This is a genomic window from Dyella acidiphila (assembly GCF_014863405.1).
In the GTDB taxonomy this organism is placed as follows: domain Bacteria; phylum Pseudomonadota; class Gammaproteobacteria; order Xanthomonadales; family Rhodanobacteraceae; genus Dyella_B; species Dyella_B acidiphila.
The window spans coordinates 38,269-59,022 of record NZ_JACZZA010000003.1 but is presented as its reverse complement, the minus strand read 5'-3'; the positions used below and the strand labels follow the sequence as shown (position 1 = coordinate 59,022).

Annotated in this window: 19 protein-coding genes; 12 read left to right on the top strand and 7 right to left on the bottom strand. The window is 65.1% G+C overall.

Annotated features, from left to right (window positions below; translation table 11 throughout):
* The first annotated feature begins 66 nt into the window (after nt 1-66).
* From IGX34_RS07140 to IGX34_RS07130, 3 genes are all read left to right on the top strand, one after another.
* Nucleotides 67-1,923, top strand: a complete 1,857-nt coding sequence (locus IGX34_RS07140; RefSeq protein ID WP_192555022.1) for a M1 family metallopeptidase — start codon at nt 67-69, stop codon at nt 1,921-1,923.
* A 102-nt stretch (nt 1,924-2,025) separates the two neighbouring features.
* Nucleotides 2,026-3,009 (top strand): alpha/beta fold hydrolase, encoded by a 984-nt coding sequence (locus tag IGX34_RS07135; protein WP_225737294.1) that lies wholly within the window; start codon nt 2,026-2,028, stop codon nt 3,007-3,009.
* An 11-nt stretch (nt 3,010-3,020) separates the two neighbouring features.
* Nucleotides 3,021-3,434 (top strand): GFA family protein, encoded by a 414-nt coding sequence (locus IGX34_RS07130; protein ID WP_192555021.1) that lies wholly within the window; start codon nt 3,021-3,023, stop codon nt 3,432-3,434.
* A gap of 75 nt (nt 3,435-3,509) precedes the next feature.
* Here the strand turns inward: IGX34_RS07130 and IGX34_RS07125 are convergent, their stop codons facing one another.
* From IGX34_RS07125 to ttcA, 6 genes are all read right to left on the bottom strand, one after another.
* Entirely contained in the window at nt 3,510-4,235 is a 726-nt protein-coding gene (locus IGX34_RS07125) for a hypothetical protein (protein ID WP_192555020.1), read from the bottom strand.
* 156 nt (nt 4,236-4,391) lie between these two features.
* Nucleotides 4,392-4,973 carry a methyltransferase family protein gene (locus IGX34_RS07120; RefSeq protein WP_192555019.1) on the bottom strand — a complete coding sequence of 194 codons (582 nt, stop codon included), beginning with the start codon at nt 4,971-4,973 and terminating at the stop codon, nt 4,392-4,394.
* 87 nt (nt 4,974-5,060) lie between these two features.
* Nucleotides 5,061-5,828 carry a M48 family metallopeptidase gene (locus tag IGX34_RS07115; protein WP_225737293.1) on the bottom strand — a complete coding sequence of 256 codons (768 nt, stop codon included), beginning with the start codon at nt 5,826-5,828 and terminating at the stop codon, nt 5,061-5,063.
* Nucleotides 5,829-6,047: 219 nt separating this feature from the next.
* Nucleotides 6,048-6,959, bottom strand: coding sequence for a recombination-associated protein RdgC (locus tag IGX34_RS07110; protein ID WP_192555018.1), 912 nt, complete (start codon nt 6,957-6,959; stop codon nt 6,048-6,050).
* 133 nt (nt 6,960-7,092) lie between these two features.
* Complete coding sequence (locus IGX34_RS07105; protein ID WP_192555017.1) at nt 7,093-8,292, bottom strand: aromatic amino acid transaminase; 1,200 nt, start codon at nt 8,290-8,292, stop codon at nt 7,093-7,095.
* A gap of 61 nt (nt 8,293-8,353) precedes the next feature.
* A complete protein-coding gene (ttcA, locus tag IGX34_RS07100; RefSeq protein ID WP_192555016.1) occupies nt 8,354-9,229 on the bottom strand; it encodes a tRNA 2-thiocytidine(32) synthetase TtcA in 876 nt (291 codons plus the stop codon).
* Nucleotides 9,230-9,335: 106 nt separating this feature from the next.
* On the opposite strand from ttcA, the gene IGX34_RS07095 reads away from it, so the two are divergent.
* Nucleotides 9,336-9,542, top strand: coding sequence for a YdcH family protein (locus IGX34_RS07095; RefSeq protein ID WP_192555264.1), 207 nt, complete (start codon nt 9,336-9,338; stop codon nt 9,540-9,542).
* Between the two features lie 53 nt (nt 9,543-9,595).
* Nucleotides 9,596-10,192 (top strand): GNAT family N-acetyltransferase, encoded by a 597-nt coding sequence (locus IGX34_RS07090; protein ID WP_192555015.1) that lies wholly within the window; start codon nt 9,596-9,598, stop codon nt 10,190-10,192.
* Nucleotides 10,193-10,210: 18 nt separating this feature from the next.
* On the opposite strand, the gene pssA is transcribed toward IGX34_RS07090, so the two are convergent.
* A complete protein-coding gene (gene pssA / locus IGX34_RS07085; RefSeq protein ID WP_192555014.1) occupies nt 10,211-11,608 on the bottom strand; it encodes a CDP-diacylglycerol--serine O-phosphatidyltransferase in 1,398 nt (465 codons plus the stop codon).
* Nucleotides 11,609-12,359: 751 nt separating this feature from the next.
* Between pssA and IGX34_RS07080 the strand changes: the two genes are divergently transcribed.
* From IGX34_RS07080 to ilvC, 7 genes are read left to right on the top strand one after another with little or no spacing between them, the layout of a single operon-like run.
* Nucleotides 12,360-13,967, top strand: a complete 1,608-nt coding sequence (locus IGX34_RS07080; protein WP_192555013.1) for a 2-isopropylmalate synthase — start codon at nt 12,360-12,362, stop codon at nt 13,965-13,967.
* Nucleotides 13,964-14,902 (top strand): branched-chain amino acid transaminase, encoded by a 939-nt coding sequence (locus tag IGX34_RS07075; protein ID WP_192555012.1) that lies wholly within the window; start codon nt 13,964-13,966, stop codon nt 14,900-14,902. The genes IGX34_RS07080 and IGX34_RS07075 overlap by 4 nt, the downstream gene beginning before the upstream one ends.
* On the top strand, nt 14,899-16,311 hold the full coding sequence (gene leuC, locus IGX34_RS07070) for a 3-isopropylmalate dehydratase large subunit (protein WP_192555011.1): 1,413 nt from the start codon (nt 14,899-14,901) through the stop codon (nt 16,309-16,311). Before IGX34_RS07075 ends, leuC begins: the two co-directional genes overlap by 4 nt.
* Nucleotides 16,308-16,892: a 3-isopropylmalate dehydratase small subunit gene (gene leuD / locus IGX34_RS07065; protein ID WP_192555010.1), complete on the top strand. Its 585-nt coding sequence runs from the start codon at nt 16,308-16,310 to the stop codon at nt 16,890-16,892. The genes leuC and leuD overlap by 4 nt, the downstream gene beginning before the upstream one ends.
* Entirely contained in the window at nt 16,889-17,980 is a 1,092-nt protein-coding gene (gene leuB, locus IGX34_RS07060) for a 3-isopropylmalate dehydrogenase (protein ID WP_192555009.1), read from the top strand. The genes leuD and leuB overlap by 4 nt, the downstream gene beginning before the upstream one ends.
* Nucleotides 17,981-17,990: 10 nt before the next feature.
* Nucleotides 17,991-19,709 carry a dihydroxy-acid dehydratase gene (gene ilvD / locus IGX34_RS07055; RefSeq protein WP_192555008.1) on the top strand — a complete coding sequence of 573 codons (1,719 nt, stop codon included), beginning with the start codon at nt 17,991-17,993 and terminating at the stop codon, nt 19,707-19,709.
* A complete protein-coding gene (ilvC, locus tag IGX34_RS07050; RefSeq protein ID WP_192555007.1) occupies nt 19,706-20,722 on the top strand; it encodes a ketol-acid reductoisomerase in 1,017 nt (338 codons plus the stop codon). The genes ilvD and ilvC overlap by 4 nt, the downstream gene beginning before the upstream one ends.
* The last annotated feature ends 32 nt before the right edge of the window (nt 20,723-20,754 follow it).

Sequence of the window (20,754 nt, the reverse complement as noted above, 5' to 3'; positions counted from 1 at the left end):
GGGCGGGCGGCCAACGGGGCGGCGGTGGCATACTCGCCGCTCTCACGTCCCACTGGAAGCCGCACGATGTTCCCGCTTCGTACCCTGGCGCTAGGCGCGCTGGCGCTGCCGCTGGCAGCCCATGCCAACGATCCTTATTCCTATGCGCAGCCCGATGAGGTGCGCGTAACCCACCTGGATCTGCAGCTGAAGCTCGATTTCCCCCAGCGCCAGCTCGACGGCCAGGCCACGTTGACGCTGGACTGGAAGGATCCCAAGGCCAGCGCGCTGGTGCTCGATACGCGCGACTTGCGCATCGCCAGCGTGGAAGCCGTGGATGCCGGCGGCAAGCGCACCCCCTTGCGTTATGCGCTGGCGCCGCGCGACAAGCAGCTGGGCAGTAAGCTCACCATCCAGACGCCGCAGCGTCCGCACGAAGTGCGCATCGTCTACACCACCTCGCCGGAGGCCAGCGGCCTGCAGTGGCTACCGCCGGCGCAGACGGCTGACAAAAAGCAGCCTTTCATGTTTTCGCAGTCCGAATCGATCCATGCACGCTCCTGGGTACCGCTGCAGGATTCGCCGGCCATCCGCTTTACGTATGACGCCGATGTCAGCGCGCCGGCGGATACGCGCGTGGCGATGAGCGCGCCGAACGATCCCGTGCATGCGTTGAACGGCCATTTCAGCTTCACCCAGACGCACCCGATTCCGTCGTATCTGCTGGCGATTGCGGCCGGCGATCTGGCGGTGAAGGAAACCGGTCCGCGCTCGGCGGTGTATGCGGAACCGTCAGTGGTGGGCAAAGCTGCGCATGAGTTCGAAGACACCGAAAAGATGATTGCCACGGCTGAGCAGTTGTACGGCCCGTATCGCTGGGGCCGCTACGACATCCTGGTGCTGCCGCCGAGCTTCCCGTATGGCGGCATGGAAAATCCGAACATGACCTTCGCCACGCCGACCGTGCTGGTCGGCGACAAGAGCCTGGTGTCGCTGGTGGCGCACGAGCTGGCGCATTCCTGGTCGGGCAACCTGATCACCGCCGCATCGTGGCGTGACATCTGGCTCAACGAAGGCATCACCACCTACGTGCAGGGTCGCATCACCGAGGCGCTGTACGGCACGCGCCAGGCCAATGAAGAAGCCCTGCTCGATATTCACAGCCTGCAGAAAGAACTGCCGGACATGCCGGAAAACGCGCAGCGGCTGGCGCCCAAACCCGGCCATGTCGACGCCGACGACTCGCTCTCCGACGTGGCGTACAACAAGGGTTCGTGGTTCCTGCGCACGCTGGAACAGCGCTTTGGCCGCGAAACCTTCGACAACTATCTGAAGAGCTACTTCGATCACTTCGCCTTCCAGAGCATCACCACCGAGCAGATGCTCGACTTTCTCAAGCCGAACCTGATCGACAAATATCCCGGCAAGATGAGCTGGGCTGAAGTGCAGGATTGGGTCTACGGCACCGGCATTCCGAAAAACGCACCGCTGCCGCAGTCGCCGAGCTTCGCCAGCATCGACCAGCAGCGCAGCGCCTTCCTGGCCGGCACGCTGAGCGCAGACAAGCTCGATGCCAAGGGCTGGAATACGCAGGAATGGATGTACTTCCTCGACGGTCTGCCGGATGCGCCGCCGCTGGCTAAGATGCAGCAGATCGATGCGGCTTGGCATCTCACCGGCACGCCGAATGCTGAAATCGGCATGCGCTGGTATGTGCATGCGATCAATGCCGGCGACAAGGCCGCGTGGCCCGCTGCCGCAGAACATATGACGCGCATCGGCCGCCTGTATCTGACCATGCCGCTGTATGCGGCGCTGGTGAAGACACCCGATGGACTAGCCTTCGCCGAACAGGTGTATGCCAAGGCGAAAAGCGGCTATCACCCGCTGACCCAGCAGGCCGTCGAAGGGTTGATCGCGAAGGCCAAGGCCGGCAAGCACTGAGTGCAGACCACACCGGCAGCCATCCCGGCCAGTGCCGGGATGGCACGGTTGAAACTGCATTGACCCAGATCCATAAAGCATCGTTTACCGCGAGTCACGCATATGAGCACACCCGCCAACGCCCGCCCCCTCTGGCAGCGCCTGCTGATCCGGCGCCTTAAATTCCTGGGCATCGTGGCCGCCCTGCTGATCGTGCTGCTGGGCGGCAGCTATCTGTTTGCGCCGCAGTGGCTGCTACGCGCCAATGCCATGCGCGAGGCGATGAACGCCGGCCTGGAAAAGCACACGGTGCAGGCCGGCGACACCAACTGGGTTTACTACGAAGGCGGCCAGGGCCCGACCATCGTGCTGTTGCACGGCTTTGCCGCAAACAAGGAAGTGTGGCTGAAGGTGGCACCGATGCTGACCGCGCATTTCCGCGTGGTGATTCCGGACCTGCCGGGCTGGGGCGAATCCTCGCGCATTGCCGGGGCCAGCTACAACATCGATAACCAGGCCGCGCGCCTCAACGATTTCGTGCAGACCCTGCACCTGCAGCACTCACTGCTGGTGGGTCATTCGATGGGCGGCGCGATCGCCGGCGTCTATGCTGCCGATCATCCGCAGGACGTGGCCGAACTGGCGCTGGTCGATTCCTTCGGCCTGAAGTTCAAGGAAAACGACTTCGCCAAACAGGCGCTGGCAGGCAAGGATCCGTTTATCTACGACGATCGCGCCGGCTTCGAACGCGCCACGTCGCTGGCCTTCGAGCACGTGCCGAACATTCCCGGCCGCTTTATCGATGTGTTCGTGAAGGACAACCTCAAGAACCGCAGCTTTATCGAAAACACCTTCAACGAACTGCGCGAGCCGGCGCAGACCACCTCGCTGCAGGACCGCCTCGACAAGCTGACCATGCCGACGCTCGGCATGTGGTGCCGCGACGACAAGATCATCGATGTGTCCGCGCTGGACAGCCTGCGCAACGGGCTCAGCCATGCACCGGCGATCAGCACCAGCATCCTCAATGGCTGCAATCACATGCCGCAGATGGAGAAGCCGCAGGAGTTCGCGCAGGTGCTGACCAGCTTTGTGCTGCAGCACTGACCAACCCGGCCATGCAGCAAGACGCGCCACTGCAAACGTTCGCAGGCAGCTGCCATTGCGGCAGCGTGCAGTTTCGCGTGCAGGCGGCAGTCACCGAGCTCACCACCTGCGACTGCTCGCTATGCCGCATGCGCAATGCGCTGATGCTGAAAGTGCCCGAATCGGCGCTGACTCTGCTGCAGGGTGAAGAAGCGCTGGCGCTCTATCAATGGAACACCCGCCGTGCCCGGCATTACTTCTGCCGGCATTGCGGCATCTACGTGTTTCACAACAAGCGCGCCGCACCCGACCACTTCGGGGTCAACGTGTTCTGCCTGGAAAATTTCGATCCGTCGACAGTGCCGGTGCGCGCCACCGAGGGCGCCGGCATGACGGTCGAAGACGCCGCGGCCCGTGCGCAATGGCCGGGCCCGCGGCGGATCTGATTCAAATCCCACGGCTGTTGGCACAGCGCGCAGGTAGAGCGCGCCGGATGCCTGCTGCATCCGGCTGCTCGGGCATCAGCCTGCCGGCTTGAACGAATCCAGCTCTTCGGTAAGCCGATAGGTGCGGAAACCGCTGCCGTTGTAGTTCTCTTCCACCGCCTTGACGTAGCGCTTCACCGTGGGCACGTACCAGTAAGCGCGATAGATGCGCCCGGTTACCGTGTGCGGCACCACGCGCTGAGTCTGCGACACCATGGTGGTGCCCGACTGCGTGGCCGAACCCAGCTGAGCCACGTTCACGCCGGGCGCGAGGTCGGCCGACCACTGACCATCGCATTCCACCTTGAGCGCATGGAATTTACCGGCAGGAACCTGCACATCTTCCCATCCGGTCACCGCGTATTTGCATTGGGTGGTCCGGCTGGTGAGCTTGGGATCCGGGTTGGCCTGGGTGAAGCTCAGTTCCCACTTCTTGCCTTCGTGCAGCGGAAACGACAATGGCTGGCTGACCATCTGCTGCTTGCCATTGATGTCGACGGTGTGGCTCCAGTCCAGCCCGCGCAGTTCTTCCGCCGGCGGTTGATTGGAGCCCTTTTGATTGAGCGTGATCAGCACGTCTTCGCCGGTTACGCGCTCGACCGCTATTTCCTCATCCTTCTGCGACCAGCCGCGCTGACCGTTTTCGGTGGTGTAGGTATAGACCCAGCTATCGCCTGACTTCAGCGCGGGCACATCGATCGAATCGGCATAGGCGGTGCAGCACAGCAGGCTTGCGGCCGCTGCAAATAACCATCGAGACATTGGTATTCCCCCTGACATGTGGCGGCAGTCTATTCCACCGCCTGTACGCCGTGAAGCGGTGCACATGTCCGGGACAGCGCCTGATTGCAGGTAGTCGGCATGGGCAAAAAGGCGCACAAAATTACGCTGAAATTCCACTTACGCGTAGCTGTCGATCTACAGCAGCCACGGCACCAGCGCCTTTACGCGTCGCATGTAATTGCGGTACTGCTCGCCGAACAATTCGCACAGCCAGCGCTCCTCCAGTCGCAACTTGCGCCAGAACGAGAGCCCCACGATCAAGGCCGCCAGCAACGCGCGCCATTCGCCGATGGCCAGCGAGGTGCCCAGGAAGGCAAACAGCAAGCCGGTATAAATGGGATGGCGCACGATGCTGTAAGGGCCGCGCACGATCAGCTCATGGTCCTGCTTGAGCTGCACCACGCCGCTCCAGTTGCGCCCGAGGATCACCCGCGCCCAGCAGGTGAAGGCAAGGCCGGCCACGGTCAGTGCGAAACCGAGCCACACGATCCATGCTGCGGCGGGTACGAAACGCCGGGTCAGCACGGTGCCATGCAGCCAGTCGTGCGCGTTCGACAACACCGCCACCGCCACGATGATCGGCAGCCAGTATTTGAGAAAGCGCGAAACGCCGGATTCGACGCGTACCGCAGACTTCACGCCAATCGCGCTGATACCCCAGTACAGGAGCCAGAGCACCCATACCCCTTCAAACAAGCCACCGATCGACATCGACATCGCCGTGCCCCTGGGCTGCAGTGGATGCAGTCTATCGCCGCGGCAGCGCGTACCGCGGGTGCCGGAAGTAGGAACGACAGGGTCGCCTCAATCGGCGACGTCGGCGATCAGCCGGTCCAGCTCCGCCTTCAGCGTGGCGCCGTTCTGGCGCAGCCAGTCGCGCTGCTCGCGCCAGTCCGGGAAGATCGACTCCACGTGCGCCCAGAAGCGCGGCGAGTGATTGCGCACCTTCAGGTGGCAAAGCTCGTGCGCCAGCACGTAGCGCAACGCCGCCGGAGGCGCCAGGGCCAACGCCAGGTCGAGGTTGATGCGATCGCGCGTATCCAGGCTGCCCCACAGACTCTTCATCGGCCGCACGCGCAAGGCAGTGGGCGCCAGCCCGAGCTGCGGCACATAGCCGGCGAGCCAGCGCGATACGTCGCGCCGAATCTGGTTTTCGAAGTAGGAAGCGAGCAGGCCGCGCGCAACCGGCAAGGCGCGGCTGTGCGGGCGCGGGATCTCCAGCGTCAAACCGCCTTCATAAGCCACTACGCGCGGATACGCGCCTTCGGCCCAATCCAGCGTGGCGGTTTCGCCGCGCAACAGAAATTCGATCGGTGTGCCCAGGCGCAGCGGCGGCAGCGGTTCCACCACCAGGTTCAGCTCGTCGAGCTTTTTCTCCAGCCAGTCGGCGTTGTGGCGAAGAAAGGCATTGACCTGGGACGGATGCGTACCTTGCGGATACGTGATGCGCGCTCCCTTCGGCGATACCGTCAGGCGCAAACGCCGCGCACGCGGGTGCGAAGCTTTGAGCACGCGAATGGTATTGCCGCTGGGTGTCGCCAACTCCAGCCAGTCGCCGTCGAGGTACGCCATGATCCTGCCTTCAGAACTGCTGCCGAAGGGGCCGGAACGGCCCCTGGCTCAAGCCAGAATGTGGGGTGGCGGGGCCCTGGCGCAAGGGCTTTTTTGCCGCTCGGGCGGGAAGCCCGGCGTGGCGCCGATCTCAGTCCGGCTGGGACGGGGGCGGGGGTGCCCCCTGCCCCGGAAAGGGGGGCCGGGGGGCCCGGAAGCCGGTCCGGATACAGCCCTGTATCACTCCGGCCGGGGCAGGCCGAACCACTCTTCCAGCTTGCTCAGCAGGCGCTCCAGCTCCAGCGTCAGCAGGGCGAAGCGTGCGTCCATTTCGGCGGCGGCATCGACCTGGCTGTCGCCCAGTTCGTCGAGCACCACATCGAGGAATTTCAGCTTGCGCACGACCAGGTCTTCGCCCAGCACGAAGCTCATGCGCTCGTCGAACACCAGGCCGAGCTGGAACACCTGCTTGCCGTTGCGCAGATGCTCTTTCACCTCTTCCGCATCCAGATCCTGGCGGCGGCAGCGCGCGATGGCGCCGGTGGCAGTAGCCGGATCACGCAGCTCGCATTCATCGCCCAGCGCGAGGCCACCCGGCAGGTTGCCGTTGGCGAGCCAGTCGGTCATCAGCACGCGCGGACCTTCTTCCGGCGCCAGCGGCACTGCCGGGAAACTGCCCAGTGCTTCGCGGACCTGGGTAAGCGCGTTTTCCGCCGACTTGCGGCTGGAGGTATCCAGCACCAGCCAGCCGTGCTTGCGATCCACATAGGCCGACATGCGCGAGCTGCGCACGAAGGCGCGCGGCAACAATTCGGTGAGCAAATCTTCCTTGAGCCGCTTGCGCTCGCGGCCGCCGACCTTGCGACCTTCCTCTTCGGCGATTTTCTGCACCTTGCGCTGCAGTTCATCGTTCACCACTGCCGAAGGCAGCAGCTTTTCCTCGGCGCCTACGGTCAGCAGCGTGCAGGACTTCACCGCATGCGTCATGGCCGCCTCATCGCCACGCCCCACCGGCGGCACGAAGCCGCGCGTGCCCATTTCCAGCGGGCCGCAGGGACGCAGGCGATGTTCGCCCAAGGCTTCTTCCAGGCGTTGCAGGTCGTCGGCGACGGAGGGCGAAAAGCGAAATAGCGTGAGATTGCGGAAAAACATGCAGGATCCGGTGAATGATTTGCCCTCTTCCCGCGTAGCAGGCAGAGGTCTGAAGAAAGATGTCCAGGCTTGCGCAGGCCGCAAGCCTCGCTCCCCGGCCAAACGCCGGGGAACGATCAGTCATAACGGGAATTCAGCGAATAACCGCCGCGACTGCGGCAACCACGTTGTCGAGATTACCTCGATTGAGTGCTGCCACGCAGATGCGGCCGGTACCGATGGCGTAGATGGCGTGCTCTTCGCGCAACCGGTCCACTTGCGCCTTGCTCAGTCCCGAATACGAGAACATGCCCGCCTGCTGCTGAATGAAGCTGAATTGCGGCGCGCCATGCGCGGCGAGCTTTTCCACCATGCCGGCGCGCATCGCGTGGATGCGCTCGCGCATCTCGGTCAGCTCCTGCTCCCACAACGCACGCAGTTCCACGCTGTTGAGCACGCCGGCCACCAGCGCGCCGCCATGGGTGGACGGGCTGGAATAGATCGAACGGATGATGCGCTTGACCAGCGACTGCACCCGCTGCGCCTCTTCGCGGTTGGCGCCGACGATCGACAGCGCGCCCACGCGCTCGCCATACAGCGAGAACGACTTCGAATAGGAGTTGGCGACCACGAAGGATTCGATGCCCGAGTCGGCGAACAGGCGCACCGCCGCCGCATCGGCGTCGATGCCCTTGTCGAAGCCCTGGTAGGCCATATCGATGAACGGCAGCAGGCCGCGGTCCTTCACCAGCGCCACCACCTGCTTCCACTGTTCCACCGACAAGTCCACGCCGGTGGGGTTATGGCAGCAGGCATGCAGCAGCACGATCGTGCCCGGTTCCAGCTTGCCCAGGTCGGCGAGCATGCCGGCGAAATCCAGGCCATGCGTGGCGGCGTCGTAATAGGCGTAGTCCACCACTTCGAAACCGGCGGCGTTGAACACCACGCGATGGTTTTCCCAACTCGGGCTGCTGATCGCCACCTTGGCCTTGGGCAACGCCTTGCGCAGCAAGTCCGCACCCACGCGCAGCGCGCCGCTGCCGCCGACAGTCTGCGAGGTTGCAACGCGGCCGGCGGCCAGCAGCGACGAATCGGGGCCGAATACCAGTTTCTGCGTGGCCTGCGTATAGGCCGGCAGGCCGTCGATCGGCAGGTAGCCGCGCGGCTTGGCCTCGCGTGCCAGCGCCTCTTCTACTTCGCGCACGGCGCGCAGCAGCGGAATCCGGCCGCTTTCGTCGTAATAAATGCCCACGCCCAGGTTCACCTTGCCGGGACGGGTGTCGGCCACGAAGGCTTCGGTAAGTCCCAGGATCGGATCGCCCGGGGTCATTTCAACGGATGCAAAAAGGGACACGGCTATGCTCGATACTGAGGGGAAGGAAATATGGACGTCTAAACGTCCGCCTGGATTCTAGTTATGTGCCGTCGGTTCCCGCCAGCCAGCCGTGGACATCCGCCCTTTGCGCACCCTCGCGGGAGCCCAGCGAGACGAAGTCGAACAGCTGGCGATCCGCCAATTGCGAGGGCGCCACATTGCCCAGCGCACGAAACATGGTTTCGCTGCGGCCCGGAAACTGGCGCTCCCAATCCTGCAACATGCGGCTCACCGCCTTGCGTTGCAGGTTTTCCTGCGAGCCGCAGAGATTACAGGGAATGATCGGAAACTGCCTGTCGGCGGCATATTCGGCAATGTCGCTTTCCTTGCAGTAGGCCAAGGGCCGGATCACCACGTGGCGGCCATCGTCCGAACGCAATTTTGGCGGCATCGCCTTCAGACTGGCCTGATAGAACAAGTTGAGGAAAAACGTGCCGAGGATATCGTCGCGGTGATGGCCCAGCGCGATCTTGCTGACGCCGTTGGCGGCCGCCCACCTATACAGCGCGCCGCGGCGCAGGCGCGAGCACAGGCTGCACATGGTCTTGCCCGCGGGAATCACCCGCGTCACCGTGCTGTAGGTGTCCTGCTCGATGATGTGGAACGGAATACCGCGCTCGCCCAGGTACTGCGGCAGCACGTGCTCGGGAAAATCCGGCTGCTTCTGGTCCAGGTTCACCGCAATCAGTTCGAAGCGCACCGGTGCCTTGGCCTGCAGCGACAGCAGGATATCCAGCATGGTGTAGGAATCCTTGCCGCCGGACAGGCAGACCATCACCTTGTCGCCGTCTTCGATCATGTTGAAGTCGGCAATCGCCTGGCCGACCTGGTGGCGCAGGCGCTTGGCCAGCTTGCCGGCTTCATAGGCCTGTTTGCGGGTGATTTCCAGGGGAATGACGTCGGACTGGGCGGACATGGCGGTGGATCGGCGGGCGGGCAAGCGCCCATTGTACCTGTCCCACCCAGGTCATTCGGGCGCGCTACAATTGTCGCTCTACCGCCGCCCAATGCCATCGCACGCCATGCAGGCTCAGGATCCGACCCAGCTCGTCCATCTCCTGGCCGAATTGCGCCAAGAGCACCGGGACCTGGACAGCGCCATCGAACAGCTGGTCACCTCGATCGGCTGCGACGAGCTGCAGATCACCCGCATGAAGAAGCGCAAACTGCTCCTGAAGGACGCCATCGCGCGGCTGGAAAGCAAGCTGATTCCCGATCTCGACGCCTGAGCGGCCCGCCTTACGGGCTAGTATGGGCGCCCCGCCCTCACGCGCGTCTCCACATGCCAGCACTCGCCCCGGTCTCCCTCCAGGACAGCCATGTCCTGCTCGAACCCCTCGGCCTGCAGCACACCGCCGAGCTCGAAGCGGCCGCTGCCGATGGCGAACTGTGGAAGCTCTGGTTCACCAGCGCGCCCGCGCCTGGCCAGTCCGGGGCATATATCGAAAAAGCGCTGGCGGGTCTGGCCGCCAATCTGATGCAGCCGTTCGCCGTGCGCGAAAAAAGCAGCGGCGACATCGTCGGCACCACGCGCTACTACGACTTCGACCCGGCGCTGCCGCGAATCGCCATCGGCTACACCTGGTACGCCAAGCGTTGGCAGAAAAGCCATCTGAATACCGCCTGCAAGCGGCTGTTGCTCAAGCACGCCTTCGAGACTCTGGGCTGCGTCGCGGTCGAGTTCCACACCGACCGCTTCAACCTGGATTCGCAGCGCGCGATCGAGCGCCTGGGCGCCCAGCGCGATGGCATCCTGCGCGCGCACAAGCGCCGCCCCGATGGCAGCCTGCGCGATACGGTGTGCTACTCGATTCTTGCCGGCGAATGGCCGGACGTGCAGCGCTGGCTGGATATGCGCCTGCTCCGGCTAACCGCCTGAATCGCCCGCTACCTCGGCTCAGAGCAGACGATTGATCAGGCGGTCCAGCCGTACGCGGCTGAGCCGCCGCAGCAGCTTGCGCACTTCCAGCGGGTAGCGCCGCGGGTTGTCCAGCGTGTGATAGTCGGTGAGCCGCGTGGCGTGCCGGCGCAGCGCCGCCCACTCGGCCTCGTGCTGCCCGATCAGCTGATGCGAGGGATCGCGCAGCACCAGTGCATTTTCCAGATCCAGCGCCCAGGCGCGCGGATTGAGGTTGTTGCCGGTGACGACGGCGACCTCCTGGTCGATCAGCAGGCCTTTCAGGTGATAGCTGTTATCGCCATCGCGCCACAGCCACAGGTTCAACTGCCCGCGCAGCATATGTGTGCGATGCGGGCGGGCGAAGCGGCGCAAGTTGCTTTCGTATAAATAAGGCAGCAGGCCGATTTTGCGGAACGGCTCCGTCGGCGGGATGTAGAAGTCGTTGGCGGTCTTGTCGCCGACCATGATGTCGATGGTGCAGCCGCGGCGCAGCAGTTGGCCCAGCACCGCGCGCACCGGGCGCGGCAGGTTGAAGTACGGCGTAAACAGCACCACACGCTGGCGCGCCTCGCGCAACAGCGCCAGCAAGGTGTCGTTGAGCTGGTTGCCGCTGCGGCCGAAGCCGGCAATCGGCGTCACCGCAATGCCGTGCTCCGGCAACGGATGGCGCGGTACCTGGTAATGCGCATGCTGCAATTGCTTGCGCAGCTGGCGTATCGCCGGCTGCAGCTCGCGGGTGGACGGCAGTGGCGAGCGGCTCAGCCTTTGCACCGCATCGCTGTCGCGCAAATAGCGCTGCGCAAAGCCAGCCATGCTGTCGGCCAGGCCCGCATGCCGGACCAGGTGATAGCGATCCAGACGGTAACGCCCGTGGCGAGCCAGATACACATCGTTGACGCTGGCGCCGCTGTAGAGCACCGCGTCATCGATCACGAAACCCTTCACATGCAGCACGCCAAACAGTTCGCGGTTCTGCACCGGTACGCCATACACCGCCACGCGATCGCCCAAGCGCGCGGCATAGTCGCGATACATCGCCGCATTGCCCTCGCTCGCAGCTTTGCCGATCAGCCCGCGCCGCGCCCGGTGCCAGTCGACATAGATATCCACCGCCAGCCCGGGCTGGCGCGCGCAAGCGGCGTACAGCGCGTCGAGCAGCTCGCGGCCGGAATCGTCGTCCTGCAGGTACAGCGCCACCAGCACGATGCGGCGCGAGGCCTGCGCGATCAGGGCAAACAGGGTGCTGCGGAATGCCGCAGGATCGTCCAGGGTCTGCACGTCGCCGGCCGCGACGGCGAAGGCCGGCAGCGTGGCGGACTGGGATTTGGCGAAACGGCCCAGCGGCAATAAACGTCTGGCCAGGCGCCGGGTCAGAGGGGCGGGACGGGAACTCATGCCGCCCATGGTAGCGGGTCCGGCCAAAACGCCCAGCAAGCTCCCCGGTCAAGGCCGCGGCGGCGAGACCGGGCCATATCGGAATCGGTGCAGCGGCAGATCCGCATGCGCAGACTCGATCCTTGGGTGAGCACCAGCAACATGGTTGGCCATGGCGAACCGCATCCATGCCAGCAAAATCATCATGGTCCCAATAGCTTCATGCAGAGAAAAACCCGAATAATGCAGCACACCCTGATCAACACCATGCGCGTGCGATCAATCCAAAAATCGGATCGCGCACGGACGATCATGGCGAGGCGGGCGAGTTCAACGGCTTCAACCGGTGCACCGGCGTGGCATCACGCTTTCTTCATTGGTTACCGGTGAAACAGTTTCATTTGAAATACCGCTTTGGATATGGACGTCCATCCGTCCATCCGCGACCGAACGGACAATTCGGAAAAATTTTCATAAAAAAATGATTGACAGCCCGCAAGGGTCTGCCTTACGGTCGACGACATGCCGCAACGCAACAGCCACCGCTACATCACCAGCGCGATCCGACCTCCATCGGACCTCGCCACGCTGCAGCTCGGCGGCCTCCTTCTTATTTCCCTTGTACTCGTACTCCTTATTACCAACGGAGGTGCGGGCTGAGGGCGTGTGTCCAGGTAGATTAGAAATAACCTAGATACCCCAAAGAACCCCGCACCCGACCAGGATGCGGGGTTTTTTGTTGCCCTCGGCACCGCCCAAAACGGAGCCAGACATGACCACCGAAACTGCACCAGCGAACGAATCGAACGGCGACAGCGAGAGCGCCGAAGACCGGGTACGGATCTTCGACACCACCTTGCGCGACGGCGAACAGGCCCCCGGATTTTCCATGGACCGACGCACCAAATTGTGCATGGCACAAGCGCTGGAAACCCTCGGCGTGGACATCCTGGAAGCCGGCTTCCCGCAGGCCTCGCCCGACGATTTTGCCGCCGTCGAAGAAATCGCCCGCACCTTGCACCACACCACCGTTTGCGCACTGGCGCGATGTCAGACCGGCGACATCGACACCGCCGCCCGCGCACTGGAACGCGCCCGGCAATCGCGCATTCACCTGTTTCTCTCCACCAGCCCGCTGCATCGCGAACACAAGCTCGGCATGAGCAAGCAGCAGGTGCTGGAAACCGCCGTCGCCTCCATCGAACGGGCACGCAAGTACTGCGCCGACGTGGAGTTCTCCGCCGAAGATGCGTTGCGCACCGAGCCGGACTTCCTGGCCGAAGTCTTCAGCGCCGCCATCGCCGCCGGCGCCACCACGCTCAACGCGCCCGACACCGTGGGCTACACCACGCCCGCTGAAATGGTCGAGCTGTTCACCTATCTGCGCCGGCACGTGCGCGACGCCCACAAGGCGGTGTTCTCCGCCCATTGCCACGACGACCTGGGCATGGCCGTGGCCAACAGCCTGGCGGCGGTCAGCGCCGGTGCGCGCCAGGTGGAATGCACCATCAACGGCATCGGCGAACGCGCCGGCAATGCCGCGCTGGAAGAAATCGTGATGGCGCTGAAGGTTCGCGCGCCGCATTTCGGCCTGAGCACCGGCATCGATACGCGCAAGCTGTATCCCACTTCGCGCCTGCTGACCCAGCTGACCGGGCAAGCGGTGCCGCGCAACAAGGCCGTGGTCGGCGAAAACGCCTTTGCGCACGAATCGGGCATCCACCAGCACGGCATGCTCAAGCACCGCAGCACCTACGAAATCATGCGTCCGCAGGATGTGGGCATTGCCGAAACCACGCTGGTGCTGGGCAAGCATTCCGGCCGCCATGCGCTGCGCCAGCGCCTGGAAGCACTCGGCCACCACGTGGACGACCACGCCATGGACGGTATCTTCAAGCGCTTCAAGGCGCTGGCCGACCGCAAGCGCGAGATCCGCGACGAAGATCTGGAAGCGCTGGCGATCGGCCAGGATCCGGACGCAACCGGCCCCTGGCACCTCACCCAGCTCAACACCAGCTCGCACCTGGGCAGCAGCGCCTCGGCCACGGTCAAGCTCAGCCATGAAGACGGCCACGAAGTAGGCGAAGCGGCGATCGGCGACGGCCCGGTCGATGCCGTGCTGCGCGCCATCGAGCGCGCTACCGGCACCGATATGGAACTCACCGGCTTCCAGGTGCGCGCGATCAGCGAAGGCGGCGATGCGCAGGGCCATGCGCAGCTCACCGCCCGCCATGCACAGCGCGACTGGAACGGCAGCAGCGTCAGCACCGACATCATCGAAGCCACCGCGCATGCGGCGCTGGCCATCGTCAATCGCATCGAGCGCCAGGGCGAACATCACGCCGCCCAAGCCATGAAGTCGCAAGGAGTCGCACCATGAGCACTGCCTTCCTTTGGCACAACGGGCGCATCAAGCCCTGGGCCGAAGCCACCGTCCACGTCAGCGCGCACGCGTTGCATTACGGCTCGTCCGTGTTCGAAGGCGAGCGCGTGTACGCCACGCCGCAGGGGCCGGCCTATTTCCGCCTGGCGGAGCACACCCGGCGCCTGTTCGAGTCGGCGCGGGTGTACGAGATCGAGATCGGCTACAGCGAAGAAGAGATCAACGCAGCTTGCCTGGAAGTGATTCGCGCCAATCGGATGGCCTCCGCTTATGTACGTCCGATCGTGTTTCGCGGCGCCGGCGGGCTCGGCGTTCTCCCCAGGGACGGCGCGCCCGTCGACGTCGCGATCATGGCACTGGAATGGGGCGCTTATCTGGGTGAAGCGGCGGAAGTCGGCGCGGATGTGTGCGTGTCGTCGTGGCATCGCCCGGCACCGAACACCTTGCCGAGCTGGGCCAAGGCCGGCGGCAACTATCTCAGCAGCCAGCTGATCGGTCTGGAAGCGCGCCGCGGCGGCTATGACGAAGGCATTGCGCTGGGCCACAACGGCCTGCTCAGCGAGGGCGCCGGCGAAAACCTGTTCCTGGTCAAGCGCGGCAAGCTGCTCACGCCGCCGTCGAGCGCCGGCATCCTGGCCGGCATCACGCGCGATTCGGTGATCACGCTGGCCGGCGAGCTTGGCATTGCGGTGGAAGAGCGCGATCTCCCGCGCGAAGCGCTGTACAGCGCAGACGAAGTGTTCATGACCGGCACCGCCGCGGAAATCACGCCGGTGCGTTCGGTCGATCGCAAAGCCGTGGGCCATGGCAAACCCGGCCCGATCACGCGCGCGCTGCGCGACGCGTTTTTCGGCCTGTTCAGCGGCCACACCCCGGACCGCCATCACTGGCTCACCCACGTCGAAACCACCACCGCGAAGGAGGCCGCATGAGCGCCCGCACGCTATTTGAAAAAATCTGGGACGCCCATGTGGTAGCACCCGAAACAGCCGACACGCCGGCCGTGCTGTACGTCGACCTGCACCTGGTGCACGAAGTCACCTCGCCACAGGCCTTCAGCGAACTGCGCGCGCGCGGACTGAAACTGCGCCGCCCCGACCGCACGCTGGCCACGCTCGACCACTCCACCCCCACCCTGCCGCCGAAGGCCAATGGCGAGCGCCCCTACACCAATGCCGAAGCCAAGGCGCAGGTCTCCCAGCTGGAAACCAATTGCCGCGAATTCGACGTGCAGCTGTACGGCTGGGACAGCCATGACCGCGGCATCGTGCACGTCATCGGCCCGGAGCTCGGCGCCACCCAGCCAGGCATGACCATCGTCTGCGGCGACAGCCACACCTCCACCCATGGCGCATTCGGCGCCCTGGCGTTCGGCATCGGCACCACCGAAGTCGGCCATGTAATGGCCACGCAGTGCCTGCTGCAGCGCAAGCCCAAGACGCTCGCCATCCATGTCGACGGCGCGCTGTCGCGCGGCATCAGCGCCAAGGACCTGATCCTGCACATCATCGGCGTGATCGGCGTCGACGGCGGCACCGGCCACGTCATCGAATACCGCGGCGCCGCCATCCAGGCCTTGTCGATGGAAGAGCGCATGACGGTCTGCAATATGTCGATCGAGGCGGGCGCACGCGCCGGCCTGATCGCACCGGACGAAACCACCTTCGCCTGGCTGAAGGATCGCCCGCGCGCGCCGCAGGGCGCAGCGTGGGACGCCGCGGTGCAGCGCTGGCGCGAATTGCATACCGATGAAGGCGCCGGCTACGACAGCGAAGTGCGCATCGACGCCAGCCAGATCCGCCCCACCGTCACCTACGGCACCCATCCGGGCATGGCGATCGCGATGGACGAACCCGTACCCACCGCGCGCAATGCCGTCGAGCAGCGCGCGCTGAACTACATGCACGTGCGGCCGCGGCAGCCGATGCAGGGCACGGCGGTGGACGTGGTGTTCATCGGCAGCTGCACCAACTCGCGCCTGCCGGATCTGCGCGAAGCGGCGAATGTATTGCGCGGCCATCACATCGCCGAGGGCGTGCGCATGCTGGTGGTGCCCGGCTCCGAGGCCGTGCGCCGCGATGCGGAAAAAGAAGGCCTGCATGAGGTCTTCATCGCTGCCGGTGCGGAATGGCGCATTCCGGGCTGCTCGATGTGCATCGCCATGAACGGCGACCTGGCCGAACCGGGCCAACTGGTGGTGAGCACCTCCAACCGCAATTTCGAAGGCCGCCAGGGCAAGGGCGCACGCACCGTGCTGGCCAGCCCCGCCACCGCCGCCGCGTCTGCCATTGCCGGCGTGATCACCGATCCGCGCGAGTACCTGACGGAGGCTGCCGCATGAAGCCCGTAACCCGCATCCATTCGCGCACCGCGGTGCTGCTCGATGAAAACATCGACACCGACCGCATCATTCCCGCGCGCTTCCTCACCACCACCGAGCGCAGCGGCCTGGGCAAGCATTGCTTCAACGACTGGCGCTATCTGCCGGATGGCAGCGACAACCCGGATTTCCCGCTCAACCGCCCCACCACCCGCAGCTGCAGCATCCTGGTGGCCGGCCGCAATTTCGGCTGCGGCTCGTCGCGCGAGCACGCTCCGTGGGCGCTGCTCGACTACGGCATCCAGGCGGTGCTGTGCAGCGAGATCGCCGACATCTTCCGCGGCAACGCACTGAAAAACGGGCTGCTCGCCATCGAGCTGAACGAGCCCGAGCACCAGTGGCTTCTGAAAAACCCGGGCATCGAGCTGTCCATCGACGTGCGCGCACAGACCATCCAGCTGCCGGACGGAGGCCACATCCAGTTCGAGCTGGAGCCGTTCGCGCGGCACTGCCTGCTCAACGGCGTCGACCAGCTCGGCTTCCTGCTGCAGCACGGCGACGCGATCACCCATTACGAACATCAACAGGAGAAGGCGGCATGAAAGCGCGCATCGTTACCCTGCCCGGCGACGGCGTAGGTCCGGAAGTTACCGACGCGGCCGTTGCCGTCCTGCAAGCCGTAGCCGAACGCAGCGGCTACACCTTCGAATTCGAAACGCAGCTGATCGGTGGCTGCGCCATCGACGCCACCGGCGAGCCGCTGCCCGCCGCCACGCTCGAGGCGTGCAAGCGCGCCGATGCGGTCTTCCTCGGCGCCGTCGGCGGCCCGAAATGGTCCGATCCGCAGGCCAAGGTGCGCCCCGAACAAGGACTGCTGGCACTGCGCGCCGCCCTCGGCGTGTTCGCCAACCTGCGTCCGCTGCAGGTGCATCCGGCACTCGCCGCGCTGTCGCCGCTGAAGAACGAAAAGCTGAAGAACGTCGACGTGCTGTTCGTGCGCGAACTCACCGGCGGCGCTTATTTCGGCGCCAAGACGCGCACCGCCGATACCGCCACGGACGAATGCAAATACACCGTGGCGGAAGTGGAACGCGTCACGCGCCGCGCCTTCGAGCTGGCGCGCGAGCGCCGCCAGCATGTCACCTCGGTGGACAAGGCCAACGTGCTGGAAACCTCGCGCCTGTGGCGCAGCACCGTCACGCGCATCGCCGCCGAATATCCGGATGTGAAGCTGGAACACCAGTTGGTCGACTCCATGGCGATGCTGCTGCTGACGCAGCCGTCGCGCTACGACGTGGTCGTCACCGAGAACCTGTTCGGCGACATCCTCACCGACGAAGCCGCCGCGCTGGCCGGCTCGCTGGGCCTGCTGCCCTCCGCATCGCTGGGCGAAGGCAAGGTCGGCCTGTACGAGCCGATCCATGGTTCGGCACCGGATATCGCCGGCCAGAACGTAGCCAATCCGCTGGGCGCGATCCTGTCTGCCGCGCTGCTGCTGCGTCATTCGCTGGGGCTGGAGATCGAAGCCACCACCGTCGAAGCCGCCGTGGCGCATGTGCTCAACCAGGGTCCGCACAGCCGCGATATCGGCGGCAAGGCCAGCACCAGCGAGATGCGCGATGCGGTGATCGCCGCGCTGGACGATGTCGCCACGCCCGCCTTCCTGTGCGGCCTGCGTGCCTGCGGTTGACGGAGGCACGATGCGCAGCGATCTGATCAAAACCGGCCCCGACCGCGCACCCGCGCGCGCCATGCTGCGCGCCACCGGCATGCAGGATGACGACATCAGCAAGCCGCTGGTAGCGGTGGTGCACACCTGGTCCAACGTCAGCCCGTGCAACCTCAATCTGCGCGAGCTGGCCGAACATGCCTGCGCCGGCATTCGCGCCGCAGGCGGCACGCCGGTGGAATTCAATACCATCGCCGTCACCGACGGCATCGCGATGGGCACGCCCGGCATGCGCGCATCGCTGATCAGCCGCGAGGTGATCACCGACTCCATCGAGCTGGCTGTGGATGGCCACTGCCTCGATGCGATGGTGGTGCTGTGCGGCTGCGACAAGACCATTCCGGCGGCCGCCATGGCGATGGCGCGGCTGAACATTCCGGCAGTGGCGCTGTACGGCGGAAGCATCGCGCACGGCAACCATCGCGATCATCCGATCACCATCCAGCAGGTGTTCGAGGCGGTCGGCGCGCATGGTGCCGGCAAGATCGACGACGCCGAACTGGCCGCGGTGGAAAAGGATGCCTGCCCCGGCGCCGGCGCCTGCGGCGGCCAGTTCACCGCCAACACCATGGCGATGGTGCTGCAGACGCTGGGCCTGTCGCCGATGGGTTTCAACGATATCCCCGCCACCCATCCGGCCAAGGCGCATGCCGCGTTCCGCTGCGGCGAACTGGTGATGGATTGCCTGCGCGAGCAGCGCAAGCCGCTGGACATCCTCAGCCAGACCGCCTTCCGCAACGCCACGCGCATGGTGGCCGCCACCGCCGGCTCCACCAATGCGGTGCTGCATCTGCTGGCCATTGCACGCGAAGCGGACGTGGCCTGGACCATCGAGGACTTCGAACCCGCCTCCGTGCACACGCCGGTGATCGCCGACCTGCTGCCCGGCGGCCGCTACACCGCAGTCGAGCTGTTCGGTGCCGGCGGCAGCGCGCGTGTCGCGCAGGAACTGATCGCCGCCGGCATGCTGGAAGACGGTCCCACCGTCACCGGCCGCAATCTGTATGAAGAGTGCGCAGCCGCACCGCGCGCCGAACAGCAGAACGTGGTGCATCCGGTCAACCAGCCGCTGAAACCGCGTGGCGGCTATTCGATCCTGTACGGCAATCTCGCGCCGGAAGGCTGCATCCTGAAACTCGCCGGCAAGGGCGCCACGCATTTCGAAGGACGCGCGCGCGTCTTCGAAAGCGAAGAGTTGGCGTTCGCCGCCGTGCAGGCCGGCAAGATCGAAAAGGGCGATGTGGTGGTGATCCGCAACGAAGGCCCTGCCGGTGGTCCTGGCATGCGCGAAATGCTCGGCGTTACCGCCGCGCTGATCGGGCGCGGACTGGGCGATGACGTAGCGCTGATCACCGACGGCCGTTTCTCCGGCGCCACCCATGGCTTCATGGTCGGCCATATCGCGCCGGAAGCCGTACGCGGCGGTCCGATCGGCCTGCTGCACGAAGGCGATCGCATCGTGATCGATGCACAGACGCGCACGATTTCCACCGATGCCGATCTCGCCACGCGCCGCGCCGCCTGGCAGGCGCCGGCGCCCAAGGTCACGCGCGGCGCGCTCGCCAAATACGCACAACTGGTCGGCTCCGCTTCCGAAGGCGCCACCACCCATCCGTCCAGCCGCTCTTCCAAACCCGCACACACACCCACAGCCATTTCATCAGGCATCGACGCAGGAGTTACCGCATGAGTACCACCGCTACCACCGAAACGCTCGCCAAGGCACGCATCGCCGTGCTCGGCTATGGCAGTCAGGGCCGCGCCCACGCGCTCAACTTGAAGGACTCCGGCCTGGATGTCGTGATCGGGCTGCGTCCGAACGGCCCGACCTGGCACAAGGCAGTTGCCGATGGCTTCCATGTGGTGGAGCCGTCCGAAGCGGTGCGCGGCGCCGACCTGGTCGCCGTGCTGACGCCGGACATGGTGCAGCCCACGCTGTACAAGGATGCGATCGAGCCGAACATCAAGGCCGGCGCCGCACTGCTGTTCGCCCACGGTTTCAACGTGCACTTCAAGCAGATCGAGCCGCGCAAGGACATCGACGTGATCCTGGTGGCGCCGAAGGGTCCGGGTGCGCTGGTGCGCAGCGAATACGAACGCGGCCGCGGCGTACCCTGCGTGTACGCCGTGCACCAGGATGCCACCGGCCATGCCGAGGAAAAGGCCAAGGGCTACGCGGCCGGCATCGGCGGCGCACGCGCGATGCTGATCAAGACCGATTTCAAGGAAGAAACCGAAACCGACCTGTTCGGCGAGCAGGCCGTGCTGTGCGGCGGCGCCAGCGAGCTGGTGCTGAAGGGCTTCGAGACCCTGGTCGAAGCCGGCTATCAACCGGAAATCGCCTATTACGAAGTGCTGCACGAGCTGAAGCTGATCGTGGACCTGTTCTACGAAGGCGGCATCACGCGCATGCTGGAATTCGTTTCCGAGACCGCGCAATACGGCGACTATGTCAGCGGTCCGCGCGTGGTGGATGCGGCGACCAAGGAACGCATGAAGGGCGTGCTCAAGGATATCCAGGACGGCACCTTCGCCCGCAACTGGATCGCCGAATACCAGGCCGGCCTGCCGAACTACAAGCGCCTGAAGCAGGCCGATCTCGATCATCCGATCGAGCAGGTCGGCGCCAAGCTGCGCGCGCGCATGCCGTGGCTGCAGACCGGCGCCAAAGCCGGCCAGCCGCCGCTGCAGAAAGTGGGTTAAACCCATGCGGCGCTCTCTCACGTCCCCCATCC

What these genes read in the sequence shown, in the direction of transcription:
- pssA (WP_192555014.1), bottom strand. Translation starts at nt 11,608, where the DNA reads ATGAGTTCCCGTCCCGCCCCTCTGACCCGGCGCCTGGCCAGACGTTTA.
- leuD (WP_192555010.1), top strand. Translation starts at nt 16,308, where the DNA reads ATGAAGCCCGTAACCCGCATCCATTCGCGCACCGCGGTGCTGCTCGAT.
- IGX34_RS07090 (WP_192555015.1), top strand. Translation starts at nt 9,596, where the DNA reads ATGCCAGCACTCGCCCCGGTCTCCCTCCAGGACAGCCATGTCCTGCTC.
- IGX34_RS07125 (WP_192555020.1), bottom strand. Translation starts at nt 4,235, where the DNA reads ATGTCTCGATGGTTATTTGCAGCGGCCGCAAGCCTGCTGTGCTGCACC.
- IGX34_RS07110 (WP_192555018.1), bottom strand. Translation starts at nt 6,959, where the DNA reads ATGTTTTTCCGCAATCTCACGCTATTTCGCTTTTCGCCCTCCGTCGCC.
- IGX34_RS07135 (WP_225737294.1), top strand. Translation starts at nt 2,026, where the DNA reads ATGAGCACACCCGCCAACGCCCGCCCCCTCTGGCAGCGCCTGCTGATC.
- IGX34_RS07130 (WP_192555021.1), top strand. Translation starts at nt 3,021, where the DNA reads ATGCAGCAAGACGCGCCACTGCAAACGTTCGCAGGCAGCTGCCATTGC.
- ttcA (WP_192555016.1), bottom strand. Translation starts at nt 9,229, where the DNA reads ATGTCCGCCCAGTCCGACGTCATTCCCCTGGAAATCACCCGCAAACAG.
- IGX34_RS07080 (WP_192555013.1), top strand. Translation starts at nt 12,360, where the DNA reads ATGACCACCGAAACTGCACCAGCGAACGAATCGAACGGCGACAGCGAG.
- leuC (WP_192555011.1), top strand. Translation starts at nt 14,899, where the DNA reads ATGAGCGCCCGCACGCTATTTGAAAAAATCTGGGACGCCCATGTGGTA.
- leuB (WP_192555009.1), top strand. Translation starts at nt 16,889, where the DNA reads ATGAAAGCGCGCATCGTTACCCTGCCCGGCGACGGCGTAGGTCCGGAA.
- IGX34_RS07120 (WP_192555019.1), bottom strand. Translation starts at nt 4,973, where the DNA reads ATGTCGATGTCGATCGGTGGCTTGTTTGAAGGGGTATGGGTGCTCTGG.
- IGX34_RS07095 (WP_192555264.1), top strand. Translation starts at nt 9,336, where the DNA reads ATGCAGGCTCAGGATCCGACCCAGCTCGTCCATCTCCTGGCCGAATTG.
- IGX34_RS07140 (WP_192555022.1), top strand. Translation starts at nt 67, where the DNA reads ATGTTCCCGCTTCGTACCCTGGCGCTAGGCGCGCTGGCGCTGCCGCTG.
- ilvD (WP_192555008.1), top strand. Translation starts at nt 17,991, where the DNA reads ATGCGCAGCGATCTGATCAAAACCGGCCCCGACCGCGCACCCGCGCGC.
- IGX34_RS07075 (WP_192555012.1), top strand. Translation starts at nt 13,964, where the DNA reads ATGAGCACTGCCTTCCTTTGGCACAACGGGCGCATCAAGCCCTGGGCC.
- ilvC (WP_192555007.1), top strand. Translation starts at nt 19,706, where the DNA reads ATGAGTACCACCGCTACCACCGAAACGCTCGCCAAGGCACGCATCGCC.
- IGX34_RS07115 (WP_225737293.1), bottom strand. Translation starts at nt 5,828, where the DNA reads ATGGCGTACCTCGACGGCGACTGGCTGGAGTTGGCGACACCCAGCGGC.